This window comes from Coprococcus sp. AM97-35 (assembly GCF_027697525.1).
Taxonomy (GTDB): Bacteria; Bacillota; Clostridia; order Lachnospirales; family Lachnospiraceae; genus Allocoprococcus; species Allocoprococcus comes.
The window spans coordinates 40,889-58,156 of sequence record NZ_JAQESL010000005.1 but is presented as its reverse complement, the minus strand read 5'-3'; the positions used below and the strand labels follow the sequence as shown (position 1 = coordinate 58,156).

19 protein-coding genes are annotated in these 17,268 nt (G+C 46.0%); all 19 read left to right on the top strand.

What is annotated here, in order from left to right; translation table 11 throughout:
* Positions 1-2: 2 nt before the first annotated feature.
* The 19 genes from PG840_RS06395 to PG840_RS06305 all read left to right on the top strand — a co-directional run bounded on the left by PG840_RS06395 (position 3) and on the right by PG840_RS06305 (position 17,267).
* The gene (locus tag PG840_RS06395) at positions 3-1,109 is read left to right on the top strand and encodes an ABC transporter ATP-binding protein (RefSeq protein ID WP_270205354.1); all 1,107 of its coding nucleotides are present in this window, start codon (positions 3-5) and stop codon (positions 1,107-1,109) included.
* Positions 1,099-1,626: a cob(I)yrinic acid a,c-diamide adenosyltransferase gene (locus PG840_RS06390; protein WP_118217531.1), complete on the top strand. Its 528-nt coding sequence runs from the start codon at positions 1,099-1,101 to the stop codon at positions 1,624-1,626. Before PG840_RS06395 ends, PG840_RS06390 begins: the two co-directional genes overlap by 11 nt.
* A 9-nt stretch (positions 1,627-1,635) precedes the next feature.
* On the top strand, positions 1,636-2,772 hold the full coding sequence (gene cbiD, locus PG840_RS06385) for a cobalt-precorrin-5B (C(1))-methyltransferase CbiD (protein ID WP_270205355.1): 1,137 nt from the start codon (positions 1,636-1,638) through the stop codon (positions 2,770-2,772).
* 21 nt (positions 2,773-2,793) lie between these two features.
* A complete protein-coding gene (locus tag PG840_RS06380) occupies positions 2,794-3,531 on the top strand; it encodes a precorrin-2 C(20)-methyltransferase (protein ID WP_118217529.1) in 738 nt (245 codons plus the stop codon).
* Positions 3,528-4,304 carry a precorrin-4 C(11)-methyltransferase gene (cobM, locus tag PG840_RS06375; protein WP_117555796.1) on the top strand — a complete coding sequence of 259 codons (777 nt, stop codon included), beginning with the start codon at positions 3,528-3,530 and terminating at the stop codon, positions 4,302-4,304. Before PG840_RS06380 ends, cobM begins: the two co-directional genes overlap by 4 nt.
* Before the next feature lies 1 nt (position 4,305).
* Positions 4,306-5,040, top strand: a complete 735-nt coding sequence (gene cobJ, locus PG840_RS06370) for a precorrin-3B C(17)-methyltransferase (protein ID WP_044998960.1) — start codon at positions 4,306-4,308, stop codon at positions 5,038-5,040.
* Positions 5,041-5,042: 2 nt separating this feature from the next.
* A complete protein-coding gene (gene cbiE / locus PG840_RS06365) occupies positions 5,043-6,263 on the top strand; it encodes a precorrin-6y C5,15-methyltransferase (decarboxylating) subunit CbiE (protein WP_243034340.1) in 1,221 nt (406 codons plus the stop codon).
* On the top strand, positions 6,260-7,642 hold the full coding sequence (locus tag PG840_RS06360) for a cobyrinate a,c-diamide synthase (protein ID WP_117822884.1): 1,383 nt from the start codon (positions 6,260-6,262) through the stop codon (positions 7,640-7,642). The genes cbiE and PG840_RS06360 overlap by 4 nt, the downstream gene beginning before the upstream one ends.
* Before the next feature lie 46 nt (positions 7,643-7,688).
* Positions 7,689-8,762 carry a nicotinate-nucleotide--dimethylbenzimidazole phosphoribosyltransferase gene (cobT, locus tag PG840_RS06355; protein ID WP_117834379.1) on the top strand — a complete coding sequence of 358 codons (1,074 nt, stop codon included), beginning with the start codon at positions 7,689-7,691 and terminating at the stop codon, positions 8,760-8,762.
* Entirely contained in the window at positions 8,759-9,535 is a 777-nt protein-coding gene (locus PG840_RS06350; RefSeq protein WP_270205356.1) for an adenosylcobinamide-GDP ribazoletransferase, read from the top strand. The genes cobT and PG840_RS06350 overlap by 4 nt, the downstream gene beginning before the upstream one ends.
* Positions 9,536-9,569: 34 nt before the next feature.
* On the top strand, positions 9,570-10,196 hold the full coding sequence (locus PG840_RS06345) for a histidine phosphatase family protein (protein ID WP_117822890.1): 627 nt from the start codon (positions 9,570-9,572) through the stop codon (positions 10,194-10,196).
* A complete protein-coding gene (gene cbiB / locus PG840_RS06340) occupies positions 10,193-11,155 on the top strand; it encodes an adenosylcobinamide-phosphate synthase CbiB (RefSeq protein ID WP_270205357.1) in 963 nt (320 codons plus the stop codon). The genes PG840_RS06345 and cbiB overlap by 4 nt, the downstream gene beginning before the upstream one ends.
* Positions 11,156-11,170: 15 nt before the next feature.
* Positions 11,171-12,226, top strand: a complete 1,056-nt coding sequence (locus PG840_RS06335; protein WP_117555808.1) for a pyridoxal phosphate-dependent aminotransferase — start codon at positions 11,171-11,173, stop codon at positions 12,224-12,226.
* A 1-nt stretch (position 12,227) separates the two neighbouring features.
* Entirely contained in the window at positions 12,228-13,766 is a 1,539-nt protein-coding gene (locus tag PG840_RS06330) for a cobyric acid synthase (protein WP_117823032.1), read from the top strand.
* On the top strand, positions 13,754-14,305 hold the full coding sequence (locus PG840_RS06325; RefSeq protein ID WP_270205358.1) for a bifunctional adenosylcobinamide kinase/adenosylcobinamide-phosphate guanylyltransferase: 552 nt from the start codon (positions 13,754-13,756) through the stop codon (positions 14,303-14,305). Before PG840_RS06330 ends, PG840_RS06325 begins: the two co-directional genes overlap by 13 nt.
* Positions 14,302-14,703, top strand: a complete 402-nt coding sequence (locus PG840_RS06320) for a bifunctional adenosylcobinamide kinase/adenosylcobinamide-phosphate guanylyltransferase (protein ID WP_117822896.1) — start codon at positions 14,302-14,304, stop codon at positions 14,701-14,703. Before PG840_RS06325 ends, PG840_RS06320 begins: the two co-directional genes overlap by 4 nt.
* Positions 14,700-15,329 carry a precorrin-8X methylmutase gene (locus PG840_RS06315; RefSeq protein WP_117555814.1) on the top strand — a complete coding sequence of 210 codons (630 nt, stop codon included), beginning with the start codon at positions 14,700-14,702 and terminating at the stop codon, positions 15,327-15,329. The genes PG840_RS06320 and PG840_RS06315 overlap by 4 nt, the downstream gene beginning before the upstream one ends.
* A 176-nt stretch (positions 15,330-15,505) precedes the next feature.
* Complete coding sequence (locus PG840_RS06310) at positions 15,506-16,306, top strand: SDR family NAD(P)-dependent oxidoreductase (protein WP_044998928.1); 801 nt, start codon at positions 15,506-15,508, stop codon at positions 16,304-16,306.
* A gap of 289 nt (positions 16,307-16,595) precedes the next feature.
* Complete coding sequence (locus PG840_RS06305) at positions 16,596-17,267, top strand: HAD family hydrolase (RefSeq protein ID WP_008371759.1); 672 nt, start codon at positions 16,596-16,598, stop codon at positions 17,265-17,267.
* The last annotated feature ends 1 nt before the right edge of the window (position 17,268 follow it).

The following is a 17,268-nucleotide window of genomic DNA, read 5'->3' as shown; positions in this document are numbered from 1 at the left end:
ATATGAGTGAGAACTATTTTCAGATGAAAGATCTTTCTGTCGGATATCATGGAAATGTACTGATCCATGATATCTGTACAGAGATTAAAAAAGGTGAGATATTGACACTGATCGGACCAAACGGTTCCGGGAAATCTACGATTTTAAAAAGTATTACCAAGCAGCTTACGCTCATTGGAGGTAAGGTGACGATCGGTGAAAAGAATCTGAAAGACTTATCTTACAAAGAGCTTGCAACGCAGATGGCAGTGGTACTGACACAGCGGGCAAAGCCGGAGCTGATGACCTGCTATGAGGTCGTAGCAGCAGGGCGGTATCCTTATACAGGACGGCTCGGGATATTAACGCGAGGAGATGAGAAAAAGACACAGGAAGCACTGGAAATTGTCCATGCAACAGAATACGCAGAAAAAAGTTTTGAGGCGATCAGTGACGGGCAGAGACAGCGGATCCTTCTGGCAAGAGCGATCTGCCAGGAACCGGAGGTACTGATCCTGGATGAACCCACTTCTTTTCTGGATATCCGTTATAAGCTGGAGTTGCTTACTATTTTGAAAAATATGGCGAAAGAAAAGCAGATCACGGTCATTATGTCACTTCATGAGATCGATCTGGCGCAGAAGATCTCGGATAAGATCCTGTGCGTTAAAGGAGATACAATTTTCGGTTATGGAGAGCCGGAGGCGATTTTTAAAGAAGATTTTATCCAGAAACTTTATGAGATCGACAACGGGCATTTTGATCCTGTGTTCGGAAGTGTGGAGCTTGCAAAGGCGGAGGGAGAGGCAGAAGTATTTGTGATCTCTTCCGGAGGCAGTGGAATCCCTGTTTACCGGAACCTTCAGAAAGCAAAGATTCCATTTTCGGCAGGAATCCTGTATACTAATGATATTGACTATCATCTGGCAGAACATCTGGCGGTCAGCGTAATCGAAGAAGAGCCATTTGAACCGGTAAGCGACCGTGCATTTGAACGGGCAAAGCAGATGATTAGGCAGTGTAAAAAGGTGATAAATGCAGGAATTGTGATTGGAACAACCAACCGGAAGATGAAAGAACTGCTTGTATTTGCAGAAGAAATGGGAAAGCTGGAATCATATGAAAAATAGACTTTTGCACATTTACTGTGGAGATGGAAAAGGAAAGACGACGGCGGCAACGGGGCTTGCAGTTCGCGCAGCTGGAAGTGGTATGCGGGTTCTGTTTGCCCGTTTTTTAAAAAATGAATTTTCGGGAGAATTGAAGATCCTGGATCGGATCCCGGAGATCGAGGTACTTCATCTGGAAAAAAGCTATGGATTTTTTAAGACACTTTCCGAAAAGGAACAGGAAGAAGTCCGAGAGATGTATGGCAGGCTGTGGAATACGATCCTGGGGAAAATCAGTACAGGGGATTATGATATGCTTGTGATTGATGAATTTATGGCGGCATACCGGTATGGACTGATCCCGAATAAAGAGGCGGTGCAGTTCTTAAAAGACAGACCGGACAATCTGGAAGTGGTTCTGACCGGACGGGATCCGTCAGATGAGGTTCTGGAGCTGGCAGATTATATTTCGGAAGTAAAGATGGTACGGCATCCTTTTGAAAAAGGAATCCGGGCAAGGAAAGGCATCGAATACTAAGGAGATGAAATGGAAATGGACAAGATGCAGGTCGTGTGGAAAAATCAAAAAGAACTGCGGTGTGGATATACAACAGGAAGCTGTGCTGCGGCAGCAGCAAAGGCGGCAGCGGCAATGCTCTTTTCCGGGGAGGAAATCCGCCAGGTATCTCTTATGACGCCGAAAGGGATCGAACTGTATCTGGAAGTAGAAAAGATCCAAAGAGAAAATGAATCTGTCAGCTGTGCCATTCAGAAGGACAGCGGAGATGACCCGGATGTGACGAACGGGATCTTCGTTTACGCCAAGGTCACGAAAAAAAGGGAAAAAGGAATGACCTTAGATGGTGGGATCGGAGTAGGGCGGTTCACCCGGAAGGTGCTGGAGCAGGAAGCAGGGGAAGCGGCGATCAATAAGGTTCCGCGGCAGATGATCCGGGAAGCGGTGCAAAGCCAGATTGAGAAATATGACTGGGATGGTGGCGCGGACGTTCTGATCTATGTTCCGCAGGGCGTGGAGATCGCGAAGAAAACGTTTAATCCAAGACTTGGGATCGAAGGTGGGATTTCGGTACTCGGAACATCAGGAATCGTAGAACCGATGAGTGAACAGGCACTGACGCAGACTATTTTCCTGGAAATGAAGATGCTTCGTGATGAAGGTCACCGGTATTGTTATCTGACACCGGGAAATTATGGAAATGATTTTTTAAGGCAGACACTTGGGTATGACCAGGAGCTTGCGGTGAAATGCAGCAATTATATCGGGGATGCGATTGATGACGGCGTGCGGCTGAAGATGGACGGACTGCTGCTTGTAGGACATATCGGAAAGCTGGTCAAGATCGCGGCAGGTGTAATGAATACCCATTCCAGACAGGCAGATGCAAGAATGGAAGTGCTTGCCGTCCATGCGGCAATGGCAGGGGCAGACCGTGAGACAGTCTGTGCTCTGATGAAGTGTTTTACGACGAAGGAAGCATTGGACATTCTGGAAGAAAGAGGACTTTTGGAAGAGACGATGCGGACCGTGATGGAGAAGATCGAGTATCATTTGGCGAAGCGTGCAGGCGAGAAGATGAAGGTCGGGGCGCTGATGTTTTCGGATGAGCTCGGGATTCTTGGGAAGACATCTCTTGTGGACAAACTGAGGGAAAAGATCGGATAGGTAGAAAGGTATGACAAAAAAATGGCAGGAAGATTTGACCTTGCGGGTGTAGGTCCGGGAGATCCGGAACTGATGACGATAAAGACAATTCGTGCGATTAAAGCGTGTCAGGTATTGGTACTTCCAATTGGCAGTCCGGAGTTAAAGAAACCGGAACTGGAAGAGGGGGAAGAAGAGACATTTGCAAAAGAATGTCTGGCATATAGGATTGCGTGTGAGGCAGAGCCGGAGACGAAAAAGAAGCTGCGGCTGTATCTTCCTATGCCAATGATCAAGGAAAAAAAGCTACTGAAAGAGATACACGATGCGGGTGCAAGAAAGGCGTCAGAGCTTCTGGAGAAAGGAAAGAATCTGGTTTTTCTGACGATTGGAGATCCGACCGTGTATTCGACAGGAATTTATATTTATAAAAGACTGAAAAAGATGGGATATCAGGGGGAGATCTTTTCCGGGATTCCGTCTTTTTGTGCTGCGGCAGCAAGGCTGGAGATCTCGCTTGTGGAGAACCGGCAGGAGCTGCATGTTTTTCCGGTGTCCTATGGAATTGAAGAAAAGTTGAAGCTTCCGGGGACGAAGGTTCTTATGAAGACCGGGAAAAAGATGGCGCAGGTCAAAGCTGTTCTGAAAGAGGAAGGACAGCAGGCGAAAATGGTCATGAACTGCGGAATGGATGGAGAAAAAATTTACAAACGCACAGAAGAAATACCGGAAGATGCGGGATATTTTTCAATTGTAATAGCAAAGGAGAAAGAAAAATGATTCATTTTGTTGGAGCAGGAAGCGGTGCTGTGGATTTGATCACAGTACGGGGGCAGAAGCTTTTGGAGGAAGCAGATATAGTGGTGTATGCCGGTTCACTGGTAAATCCGGAGCTTCTTACCGTATGTCAGAAGGACTGTCAGATCTACAACAGTGCGAAGATGACGCTGGAAGAAGTGACGGAAGTGATGATTTCCGGAGAGAAGCAGGGAAAAAAAGTTGTCCGGCTGCATACGGGTGATCCGTGTCTGTATGGTGCGATCAAAGAGCAGATGGATCTGCTGGAAAAGGAGAATATTTCTTATAAAGTGTGCCCGGGAGTCAGCTCCTTTTGCGGAGCGGCATCTGCACTGAATGCAGAATATACTCTTCCTGGGATTTCACAGTCTGTGGTGATCACACGGATGGCAGGAAGAACACCGGTTCCGGAAAAAGAATCCATTGAAAGCTTCGCTGCGCACCAGGCAACGATGGTAATCTTTTTAAGTACCGGGATGCTGGAAGAACTGTCGAAGCGTCTGATCGAAGGCGGTTATCAGCCGGAGACTCCGGCAGCGATCGTTTACAAGGCAACCTGGGAGGATGAAAAGGTGTGCAGATGTAAGGTGAAAGATCTTGCGGTGACAGCAAAGGAGAATGGAATTACAAAGACAGCACTGATCGTGGTTGGTGAGGTTCTTGGCGGAGAGTATGAACGGTCACTTCTATATCATCCGGAGTTTACAACAGAGTTCAGGCAGGGCAAAGGAAAAGAAGGTGCAGGAAATGTGTAAAATTGGAAAAGTCTATGTAATCGGTCTTGGACCGGGTGCTGAGAAAGAAATGACATACCAGGCGTCCACGGCACTGGAAAAAAGTGAGGTTATTATCGGGTATACCGTATATACGGGACTGATACGGGAAAGGTTTCCGGATAAAAAGTATCTTTCCACACCAATGCGGCAGGAAGTGATCCGCTGTGAGATGGCAATGGATGAGGCGATGAAAGGAAGAACGGTAGCTATGGTATGCAGTGGGGATGCCGGAATTTACGGAATGGCAGGTCTGCTCTATGAGATGGGACAGGGCTACCCGGAGGTGGAGCTGGAGGTCGTGCCGGGGATCACGGCGGCAAATGGCGGTGCGGCAGTTCTTGGTGCACCTCTGATGCATGATTTTGCAGTGATCAGTCTGAGTGATCTTCTGACACCGTGGGAGAAGATTGAAAAGAGGATCCGCGGAGCTGCGATGGCGGATTTTGTGATCTGTCTGTATAATCCGTCCAGCCGGAAACGGGCAGATTACCTGAAAAAGGCATGCGAGTATATCCTGGAGTACCAGAGCCCGGATACAGTCTGCGGTTATGTGCGGAACATCGGACGTGAAGGCGAAGATGCACATATTCTGACACTTTCTGAGCTGAAGGATACGGAGGTCGATATGTTTACAACCGTTTATATCGGCAACAGCCAGACGAGAAATGTGGATGGGAAAATGGTGACACCGAGAGGCTATCGATTGGAGGAATAACTGTGGAAAACCGAAAATGCCAGGTAAATCTTGCCGGGATCGGGATGGGAAGCAAAGGAACGCTTACGGAAGAGGTCAGAAAGATCATTGCGGAAAGTGATGTGCTGATCGGAGCTACGCGGATGCTGGAAGGATTCCGGGAAAAAAAGAAATGCTGCTATGCAGAGTATCTGCCGGAAAAAATCAGAGCAATCCTAGATGAGCAGGAGGAAAAGACCAGATGTACGGTGCTGTTTTCCGGGGATACCGGATTTTACAGCGGGGCAAAAAAGCTGGCGGATATTCTGAAAAAAGACGGATATGAAGTACAGATTTTTCCGGGGATTTCATCTGTAATCTATCTTGCGGCAAAGCTTGGAAAAAGCTGGGAGGATGCGAAGATTCTCAGCATGCATGGAAGAAGTCAGAATTTTATCCATGTAGTTGCAAACCATGAAAAGACATTTCTGATCCTTGGAAAAAGTGCGGGAAAAGAGATCTGCGAAAAACTGAAATATTACCATCTGGAACAAGTAACCGTTTCGGTTGGAAATCATTTGTCTTATCCGGATGAAGAGATTGTAATCAAAAAAGGAAACGAGCTTCTGGCAGAAGATTTTGGTGATCTTACCACTATTCTGATCGAGAATCCAAAGCCGGAAAAGAGAACAGGAATTCATCTTGCAGATGAGGAGCTGATCCGTGGAAGTGTTCCGATGACGAAGGAGGAAGTGCGGACAGTCAGCATTGCAAAATTGAAGCTTACAAAGAATGCAGTAATATATGATGTGGGGGCCGGAACCGGTTCAGTGTCTATAGAGGCTGCTCTTCAGGGAGAGAATCTCCGCGTTTATGCAATAGAGAAGAATCCGGAGGGTGCAGAACTGATCAGGAAGAATATGCAGAAATTCCGGGCAGACCAGATTCAGGTTATAGAAGGAGTTGCACCGGAAGCACTGGAAGCACTGGAAATGCCGACCCATGCTTTTATCGGAGGCAGTACAGGACAGTTAAAAGAAATTATTCAGTGCATAAAGAAAAAAAATCCGGACGTCCGTATCGTGATCAATGCAATTTCGCTGGAAACCGTGAAGGAAGCGATGGAGGCGATGGAGGAAGGACTGCTTGCAGATCCGGAAATCATACAACTGAATGTGGCAAAGTCAAAGAAACTTGGAAGATATCACATGATGACCGGGTTAAATCCGATTTATATTATTTCAGACGGAGGAGATACAGAATGAAAATTCCCGGAATTGTAATCGCGGCATCTGCCAGTGGGAGTGGAAAGACAGCGGTGACAATGGCAATGATGAAAGCATTTAAAAATGCCGGAAAGAAGGTACGCGCCTGCAAATGCGGACCGGATTATATTGATCCTATGTTTCACCGGGAGGTGCTGGGAATTGATTCCGAGAACCTGGATCTGTATTTTTGTGACCGGGAGCGCTTGAAAGAGCGGTTTATGCATCATGCGGAAGGCGCGGAGCTTGTGGTGACAGAAGGTGTGATGGGGTACTATGACGGGATCAGTCTGGATTCGGATCAGGCAAGTACTTATGACGTTGCGAGAACCCTGGGACTTCCGGTAATCCTGGTTGTTCCGGCAAGAGGTATGGCATCGACAATCCTGGCAGTATTGAAGGGAATGATTGAATACCGGAATGACAGTAATATCCGGGGAATCATTCTGAACCGGATTTCCCCGATGCTGTATCCGAAGATGAAGAAGATGATCGAAGAGGGATTGCAGACAATGGGATTCCAGGTTCAGGTGGTTGGTTATGTGCCGGAGGAGGATGCTTTTCATCTGGAGAGTCGGCATCTGGGACTGATGCTTCCGGAGGAAATAGGGAACCTGGGAAAACAGATTGACCGGGCAGCAGAGATTCTGACAGAGACACTTGATATGGAATCGGTGCTGAAAATTGCCTGGGAAGCAAAAGAAATGGAGTATCATCCGGTGAAGGCAAAACAGGAAGCAGCCGGACGAAAAGTGCGTATCGGCGTAGCGCGTGACTTGGCCTTTTGTTTCTATTATAAGGATAATATGGAGCTTTTAAAAGAGCTTGGATGTGAGATTATTCCGTTTAGTCCTTTGGAGGATACAAGGCTTCCGGAACATTTAGACGGACTTTTATTTGGTGGTGGATATCCGGAACTTTGTGCGAAACATCTGGCAGAAAACAGAGCTATGCGAAAAGATGTAAGAAAGCAGATTGAAAATGGAATTCCATGTATTGCGGAATGTGGAGGATTTTTATATTTGACAGAAGAGCTGGAAGGGGAAGATGGAAAGCACTATCCGATGGTGGGGGCACTTCCGGGAAAAGGGATCAAAAAAGGGCGACTTACCAGATTCGGATACATTGAGCTGACTGCGGAAATGAACGGAGTGTATATGAAAAAGGGAGAGAAGATCCGGGCGCATGAGTTCCATTATTGGGATTCTACGGAAAACGGAGAGGATACACTTGCCGTAAAGCCGGATGGTGTGAGAAAATGGCAGGCTGTTCATATGAAGGGGAATCTGTTTGCGGGATTTCCGCATTTATACTTTTATTCCAACCCCAAAGTGGCCAAACGCTTTGTAGAAGCGTGTAGAACCTACAGAAGCAAGTAAAAAGCTGACAAAGACAAATCGAAAAGACAGGAGATTAGACTTACAGATGGAAGAGACCAGATGGAAAGAGAAAATAAAACCACTTGATGAAAATGCAATGGAAGAGGCGCGGGCTCACTGGATGACGGTAGGGAAGCCGCTGTTTAGCCTGGGAAGTCTGGAGGATGCGGTGATCCAGATTGCCGGGATTAAGGGGACTTCAGATTTTGAACTGCGAAAGCGCGGGCTGATCATTATGTGCGCGGACAACGGTGTGGTAGAAGAAGGCGTGACACAGACCGGTCAGGAAGTAACGGCAATCGTGGCGGATAATTTTACAAGAGGAGAGACAAGCGTCTGCATCATGGCAGAAGAGGCAAAGGTAGATCTTTTCCCGGTGGATGTAGGAATGGCAACAGATGTGCCGTCTGTGACAAAGAAAGAATACAAAGTGATGTATGGCACACACAATTTTGCAAAAGAAGCGGCGATGACAAGAGAAGAGGCAGTTGAGGCGATAGAAGTTGGAATTCAGATGGTAAAGAAGTGTGCCGAAGCGGGATACGAAATTCTTGCGACAGGTGAAATGGGGATTGGAAATACAACGACCAGCAGTGCGGTTGCCTCTGTATTGCTTGGAGAGGATCCGAAGGTCATGACAGGAAAGGGGGCAGGTCTGACGAAAAAAGGTCTGCGAAAGAAGGTACAGGTCATCCGGGAAGCGGTTGAGCGGATGCAGCCGGATAAGACAGATGCGATCGATGTACTTTCCAAGGTTGGAGGACTTGACATAGCAGGACTTGCAGGTGTATATCTTGGTGGGGCGATCTACCGGATTCCGGTGCTGATAGATGGCTTTATTTCTGCAGTGGCTGCACTTGTGGCGGTACGGATGGTTCCGGAATGTGCAGGATATATTTTACCATCCCATTTGTCTGATGAACCTGCGTCAAGAAAGATTTTAGATGCTTTAGAAAAAAAACCATTTCTCACATGTGGTATGTGTCTGGGGGAAGGAACAGGAGCAGTGGCAGCGATGCCGCTTCTTGAGATGGGACTTCAGGTGTACCGCAAAATGGGAACTTTTGATGATATTCACGTAGAGCAGTATGAAGTACTGGATGGGAAGGAAGAAAGATGAAGTTTTTAGAACCGATGATCATTGCGTTTTCTATGTATTCCAAAATACCGATGCCGCGCATTGAGTGGAACAAGGAAAATATGAAATATACGATGTGTTTTTTTCCGCTGATCGGTGTTGTGACCGGAGCAATCATTTATCTGGCAGGAATGTTTCTTGATGGAAATATTTTTTCAAAAGTACACAGTGGAAGATTGATGTTTGCTGCGGTCATGACATTGATACCAGTTTTTGTAAGTGGAGGAATCCATCTGGATGGATTTATGGATACGATGGACGCACTTGGATCCTGGGGAGATAAAGAAAAGAAACTGGAAATCCTGAAAGATTCGCATAACGGTGCTTTTGCGGTCATCGGAATCTGCTGTTATTTTACCGGAAGCCTTGGCGTATGGAGTGAAATCCGGACGGAGATGATTCCTGTAGTAGCAGCAGGATATGTAATTTCAAGAGCGCTCAGTGGGCTTGCTGTAATGACATTTCCGGCAGCAAGAGGAAGTGGTCTTGTGAAGACTTTCCAGGACGGAGCACAGAAAAAGGCAGTAAGGTTCACAATGATCGTATACCTGATCCTGGTGGCAGGATATTTGTATATCTGCTCGCCGGTTGGTATGGTGGTACTTCTTATAATTGCAGGAGCAGTATTTGGATATTATTACCGGATGAGCAGGAAACAGTTTGGAGGCGTTACCGGGGATCTGGCGGGATACTTTCTGCAGATTTGTGAGCTGGCATTATTAGTCGGGGGATTGATTGTGCAGGGAATCCAATGAAAAAGCAGGGAAAGGAAGAGGAGACATATAGAAGATGGAAGTCAGACTGATTCGGCATTTTGCGACGGAAGGGAATTTGGAAAAACGGTATATAGGGGTGACGGATGAAGAAATAAAAACAGAGTGCGTTCCGGAGTATATTCTGAAAAAAGAAGAAAACAGACGATACGGGAAGAAAAATGGACGTGCGAAGTGGGAGCCGGAGCTTGTGATTGTCAGTCCGCTCAGGAGGTGCAGGCAGACGGCAGAGATTCTTTTCCCGGGAGCGGAGCAGGTTGTCTGTGATAAGATGAGGGAATGCGATTTTGGGCTTTTTGAGGGGAAGAATTATCAGGAGCTGACTGGGAATCCAAAGTATCAGAGCTGGATTGATTCTGGAGGTACAAAGGCATTTCCGGGAGGAGAAGATCCGATGGAGTTCCGGAAACGATGTGTTTGCGGATTTGAAGAGATGATGGAAAAGATGATAAAGGGAAAAAGGAAGAAGATTGCCTTTGTGGTTCATGGGGGAACGATCATGTCGGTGATGGAAGCATTTGATCCGGAAAAGAAAGAATTTTACCACTGGCAGGTGAAAAACGGAAAAGGTTTTCATTTTCAAATTGAGGAAGAAAAATGGCAGCAGGGAAACAGACAGTTTGAGGAGATTGAGGAGATATGAGTTCTTTGATGGCATGTATAGCAGGAATGGCATTGGATGCGGTTTTCGGAGATCCGGTATGGCTCTATCATCCGGTGCGGATCATTGGAAAGTGGATTTCGAGGCTGGAAAAATGGTTGCGCGGATTTTGCAAAAATGAGGAAAGAAAAGAGAGAATCGCAGGGGGGATTCTGTGGTTTGGTGTGGTTATGGTATCCGTCGGAATTCCGTGGGGACTTTTGTATCTTGCCGGAAAGGTCAGCTTCTGGCTTCGATTTGCACTGGAAACCTTCTGGTGTTATCAGCTTCTTGCCGGAAAGTGCCTGAAAGATGAAAGCCGGAAGGTTTATGTACAGCTCGTAAACCATAACCTGGAGGGGGCAAGACATGCGGTATCGATGATCGTAGGGCGGGATACCGGAAATCTTTCTGAGGCCGGAGTGACAAAGGCAGCGGTAGAAACGGTAGCCGAAAATACATCAGACGGAGTGATCGCACCGCTCATTTTTATGTTGATCGGTGGGGCACCACTTGGATTTTTTTATAAGGCTGTTAATACAATGGATTCTATGATAGGATATAAGAATGAAAAGTATTTACATTTTGGTCGGTTTGCGGCTAAAATGGATGATGTATGGAATTATATTCCGTCCAGGATATCAGCACTTCTGATGATCGCAAGTGCATGGATCTTCAGGATGGATTATAAAAGGGCGTGGGCAGTCTGGAAAAGAGACAGGCGAAAGCATGCCAGCCCGAATTCCGCACAGACAGAAGCGGTATGTGCAGGTGCACTTCAGGTGCAGCTTGCCGGAGATGCCTATTATTTTGGAAAATTATATCCGAAAGAGACAATTGGAGATGATGTGCGTCCTATCGAGCCGAAAGATATTTTAAGAGCCGGAAATCTGATGGACGGAGCAGCACTTCTGACACTTCTTGTCTTTGGATTACTGAAATATTGTATGATACTGGTGTAAGGGGAATAAAAGGTTATGGAATATGTACATGGTGGAGATATTTATACACACAAAGGAATGACAGATTTTTCCGTGAATCTGAATCCGTTCGGACCTGGAAGAGCTGTAGTGGAAGCGGCAAGAAAGTCAATGGACCAGATTGGAAATTATCCGGATGCCAGCTGCAGGAAACTGAAAAGTGCTCTGGCGAAAAGACTGGAAGTTCCGGCTGAGCATATTATCTGTGGAAATGGGGCGGCGGATCTGATTTTTACGGCAGTGCTTGCGGACTGCCCAAGGAAGGCGCTGATACCGGTTCCTGCATTTGCGGAATACGAACAGGCACTGCGTGCGACCGGGTGCGAGATCTGTTATTATAAGAAAAGAGAAGCGACTGGGTTTCAGCTGGAAGAAGATTTTCTGGATCTTCTGAATGAAGATATCGATATGGTATTTTTATGTTCACCGGATAATCCGACCGGAAAGCTGATCGACCGGAGCATGCTCTGGAAGATTCTTGCCAGATGTGAGACTTACGGAATCCGGATGGTGCTGGATGAATGTTTTATTGATTTTGCGGAAAATGCAGCTACGGCATCCATTCTTGCGGATACCAAGAGATGGAGAACTTTATTTATCCTCCGTTCACTGACTAAGATGCACGCGATTCCGGGAATCCGTATCGGGTATGCCGTTACTTCGGATATGGAATTTCTGGAGAAGATGGAACAGTCCAGACAGCCATGGAGTGTATCGATACCGGCACAGGTGGCAGGCATGGCATCTTTAAAAGAGGGGATGCGTGTGAAACGGACCTGTGATTTTACGAACCGTGAAAGAATCTGGATGGAAAATGAACTGAACAAGCTGGGAATTACCCATTATCCGTCAGATGCCAATTTCATTCTGATGCGAAGCGGTATAAATTTATATGAGAAACTGAAAAAACAGAAGATCCTGATTCGGGATTGCAGCAATTACAAAGGTCTCGGAGAAGGATATTATCGTGTTTGTATGCGGCAGAGAGGAGACAACCAGAAGCTGATCGATGCGCTGGGAGAAATCCTCTATGCAGGTCAGGGAGAATTTTAATATGGCAAAGTCGATTATGATTCAGGGAACCATGTCAAATGTTGGAAAGAGCCTTCTTGCGGGAGGGCTCTGTCGTGTTTTAAAGGAAGATGGAATCAGGGTTGCACCATTTAAGTCACAGAACATGGCACTCAATTCTTTTATCACGGCAGATGGTCTGGAAATGGGACGCGCACAGGTCATGCAGGCAGAAGCTGCCATGATCCAGCCGGAAGTTTATATGAACCCGATTCTTTTGAAACCGACCTCCGATGTAGGAAGTCAGGTAATTGTAAACGGAGAAGTTGCGGGAGTCATGCCGGCGATGGAATACTTCCGTAAAAAGAAAGAATATATTCCGGCTATTTTAGAAGCTTATCATAAACTGGATGAAAAGTATGATGTGATTGTCATAGAAGGTGCGGGAAGTCCGGCAGAAATAAACCTTAAGCAGAATGATATTGTCAACATGGGACTTGCTGAGCTGGTGGATGCACCGGTTCTTCTTGTAGGAGACATTGACCGTGGTGGTGTGTTTGCGCAGATCGTCGGAACGGTTATGTTGCTGGAAGAAAAAGAGCGGGCAAGAATCAAAGGTACGGTGATCAATAAGTTCCGTGGGGATGTAAAAATTCTGGAGCCAGGTATCAGGATGTTGGAGGATCGGACAAAGATACCGGTATGTGGCGTGATGCCATATATTTATGCGGATATTGATGATGAGGATAGTCTGTCAGAAAGGTTTGACCGGAAAGAAAAGGCGGCACTTCTGGATATTGCAGTGATCCGCCTGCCGCGTATTTCTAATTTCACAGATTTTGCAGTACTGGAATGCAGGGAAGAAGTTTCTCTCCGGTATGTGTCAAAGGCAGGAGATTTCGGGAATCCGGATCTGGTAATTTTGCCGGGAAGTAAAAATACGATGGAAGACCTGTTGTGGCTTCGTCAGAGCGGACTGGAAGGGAAAGTGCTGCGCCATGCCTCATCAGGGAAACCGGTATTTGGTATCTGTGGCGGTTACCAGATGCTGGGAGAAGAGATCTGTGATCCGGAAGGGGTAGAACGTGGTGGAACCATAAAAGCGATGGGGCTGCTTCCTGCCGTTACTGTATTTGAAAATACCAAGAGAAGAACCCGTGTTACCGGAAAGTTCGGAGAAGTTACCGGAATCTTAAAAGCAATGTCCGGTGCAAAGCTGGATGGATATGAGATCCATATGGGGGAAACTATTTTTTCAGATAAAGATGCTGCAGATCATAAGATGCTGGTACAGATCTGTGATCAGGTGACAGATGAGAGCCGGTGGGACGGAGCGCAGAAGAAGAATGTGTACGGCTGCTATGTACATGGGATTTTTGATGACCGGGAAGTAGCGGATGCACTGATCGGGGCACTTCTGAAAGAAAAAGGATACGGCGAGGAAGCCATGCACTCCATGGACTACCATGCTTACAAAGAGAAGCAGTATCAGATTCTTGCAAATGCAGTTCGTGAGAATATGGATATGAAGAAAATATATGAGATTATCGAGAAGGGAAATGCAGCAGAATGTTTCATCTGATCACAGGTGGCAGTGGAAGTGGCAAATCCGAATATGCAGAGCAGAAGCTTATGGAGTATGCCAGCCATTCAAAAAGAAACAAAAAACGCTACTATATAGCAACTATGATGCCTTTCGGGAAGGAAACGGAAGAGAAAATTGCACGTCACAGAAGACTTCGTGCAGGCAAAGGGTTTGAAACGATCGAATGCTATACGGATCTTAAAAAAGCTGCGGAAGTCCTGCAGACAAAAGAGACAGGAAGTGTTCTTCTGGAATGTATGTCCAATCTTGTGGCAAATGAAATGTACGATCCGTCAGGAGCAGGTGAAAATGCAGAAGAGTCCATTCTGGCAGGAATCCATAAGCTGCAAAAGGCCAGTGATGATCTGGTAGTTGTTACAAATGAAGTGTTTTCAGACAGTATGACAGACAATCCGGAGATGGAAAAATATCTGAAGCTTCTCGGAAACGTAAATCTTCGGATGGGAGAGATGGCAGATCTGGTGACAGAAGTTGTGTACGGAATTCCGGATGAAAGGAAAGATATAAAAAAATGAAAATGATAATCGGCGGTGCATACCAGGGGAAGCTTGCGTACGCAAAAAAGCAGAACCCATACATTCATTGGACGGATGGGGAACTATGTGAAGGAGATAATATTTTTGCGGCAGAAGGAGTCTTTCATTTTGAAAAATATATCCAGAGCATGATAAAAAAAGAAAACTGGTCGGAAAAAGAAGCAATTGATTTCGCATCGAAACTAACAAAAAAGTGTCCGGATATTGTAATTGTGACACAGGAGATCGGCTATGGCCTGGTTCCGATAGACGCATTTGAGCGCAGATACAGGGAACTGACCGGAAGGATCTGTACCGTACTTGCGGCAAATTCAGATCAGGTAGACCGGGTAGTATGCGGGATCGGTGTGACGATCAAAGGAGGAGATACCAAGTGAAGATAGAACTGGAAAATGTAAAACCTGCAGAAATAGAAAAACGCAGTTTTGAGATCATAACAGAAGAACTGGGAGATACGCATCTGATCCCAGGAACAGAACCGATCGTCAAACGCTGTATCCATACAAGCGCAGATTTTGATTATGCCAAGAACCTGATGTTTTCAGAAGGTGCAGTAGAAAAAGCGCTGGATGCCATCCGGAATGGTGCAGTCATTGTAACCGATACCCAGATGGGAAAAGCAGGTATCAACAAACGGAAGCTTGCAGAATACGGAGGCGAAGTTCTTTGCTTCATGTCCGATGAAGATGTAGCAGAAACTGCCAAAAAGAACGGAACCACGCGTGCCGTGGCAAGCATGGAAAAAGCAGCCGCCCTTGATAAAAAAATCATCTTTGCCATCGGAAATGCCCCGACAGCCCTTGTAAGACTCTATGAACTGATCCAGGATGGCAAATTAACCCCGGAACTTGTCATCGGAGTTCCTGTAGGATTCGTAAATGTCGTCCAGTCTAAAGAGTTAATCCTTTCACTGAAAGACACACCATATATCGTGGCAAGAGGCAGAAAAGGTGGCAGCAATATCGCTGCATGCATCTGCAATGCACTATTATATATGTTGTAAATATATAATAAACTACCCTTGTCCAATGAGGTTTTTGTATTCTAACTGTATTTGCGATAATTAAAAAAATAACTATATTGTCAGAAAATAGACGCAATTCCGTATTGAATTCCGACCTGAACTCTGCTATTATAATCGTATGCTAGTTGAAGGATAGCAGGAAGGAGAAACTGATTATGGGATTTTTAACAGGAAAGACTGCAATTATCACAGGCGGCGGAAGAGCCGTATTAAGTGATGGAAGCTGTGGATCTATTGGATATGGAATCGCAACAGCTTACGCAAAAGAAGGAGCGAATCTGGTAATTACCGGACGTAATGTAAAGAAACTCGAAGATGCCAAAGAAGAACTGGAGAGACTCTATGGTATCAAAGTATTACCTGTACAGGCTGATGTCAGCGCGGGGGCTGATAATGAAGCAACAGTACAGAACGTAGTAAAGCAGGCAATCGACACATTCGGAAGAATTGATGTCCTGATCAATAATGCACAGGCATCCGCATCCGGTGTTACGATCGCAGATCATACAACAGACCAGTTCAATCTGGCAATGTATTCCGGCGTATATGCGGTATTCTATTATATGCAGGCATGCTATCCGTACCTGAAAGAGACAAAGGGATCTGTTATCAATTTTGCTTCAGGCGCCGGACTTTTCGGAAATTACGGGCAGTGCGCATATGCAGCGGCAAAAGAAGGGATTCGTGGACTTTCCAGAGTCGCTGCAACAGAGTGGGGACCAGACGGAATCAATGTCAATATCGTATGCCCGCTCGCATGGACAGCACAGCTTGAGAATTTTCAGAAAGCTTATCCGGAAGCATTTAAGGCAAATGTAAAGATGCCGCCGGCTGGACATTACGGAGATGTAGAAAAAGAAATCGGACGTGCATGCGTACAGCTTGCATCACCGGATTTCAAATATATGAACGGAGAGACGATCACCTTAGAAGGTGGAATGGGACAGAGACCTTAAGAAAAATCCATAAAAGCCAAAGAGAGTGCCTGTGCGTTTTTTGAATCGTACAGTCGCTCTCTTTTTATTTCATAGGAAATTCCGGAGGAACTTCCTATGAAACAAAAGGCACTGCGTGCCGGAGATGCGCACTCGCACGAAGATGAAGAATGTCGCAAGCGACTGCGCTCGGCGCGAGAATGTGTCAAGGCACATTCTTTTTAGCTTCTCTGTCTTGACATCTTTAAAAACGTCATTCAAAATAAGAATGAAAAGAAAATTTAAATCATTTAATCGAGGCTAAAAAGATATGAAAGCAGTTATTTTTGATATGGACGGTGTTCTGATCAACACAGAACCATTACACTATCGTTGCTGGAAGGAAATTTTAAAAGAGAAGAACGGAATCGATCTTGACTATGAGGTCTACCTTCCGTGTATCGGTTCTACTCGTGGATTCTTCATGGATTTGATCAATGAGAATTATGGGCCGGTTTTTGATGATGTGGATAAGATGAATGCGCTCATGAAAGAGAAAAAAGCGCAGATTACAGAGGCAGAAGGATTTCCGGAGATGCCGGGAATCAAAGAAGCATTGAAGCAGTTAAAAGACGAAGGATATCTGCTTGCAGTAGCGTCTTCCTCTCCGGCTTATGCGATCAAAGATGCATTAAAGTCTCTGGATATGGAGAAATATTTTACAGTGGTCATGAGTGGAGATTATGTAGAGCATCCAAAACCGGCACCGGATACTTTCCTTGTAACGGCAGAGAAACTGGGAATGGAGCCGGAGGACTGTCTGGTAGTAGAGGATTCGACTAACGGTGGAGGAGCTGCCAGAGCAGCCGGTATGAAATGTATCTGGTTCCACAACCCGGATTCCGGAAGGCAGGATATCCCGGATGCGGTACTGGAATTTCCGGCATGGACCAGCGAAAATGTAGAAAAAATGCTGAAAATATTAGGAAAAGAGGGAGAGTAAA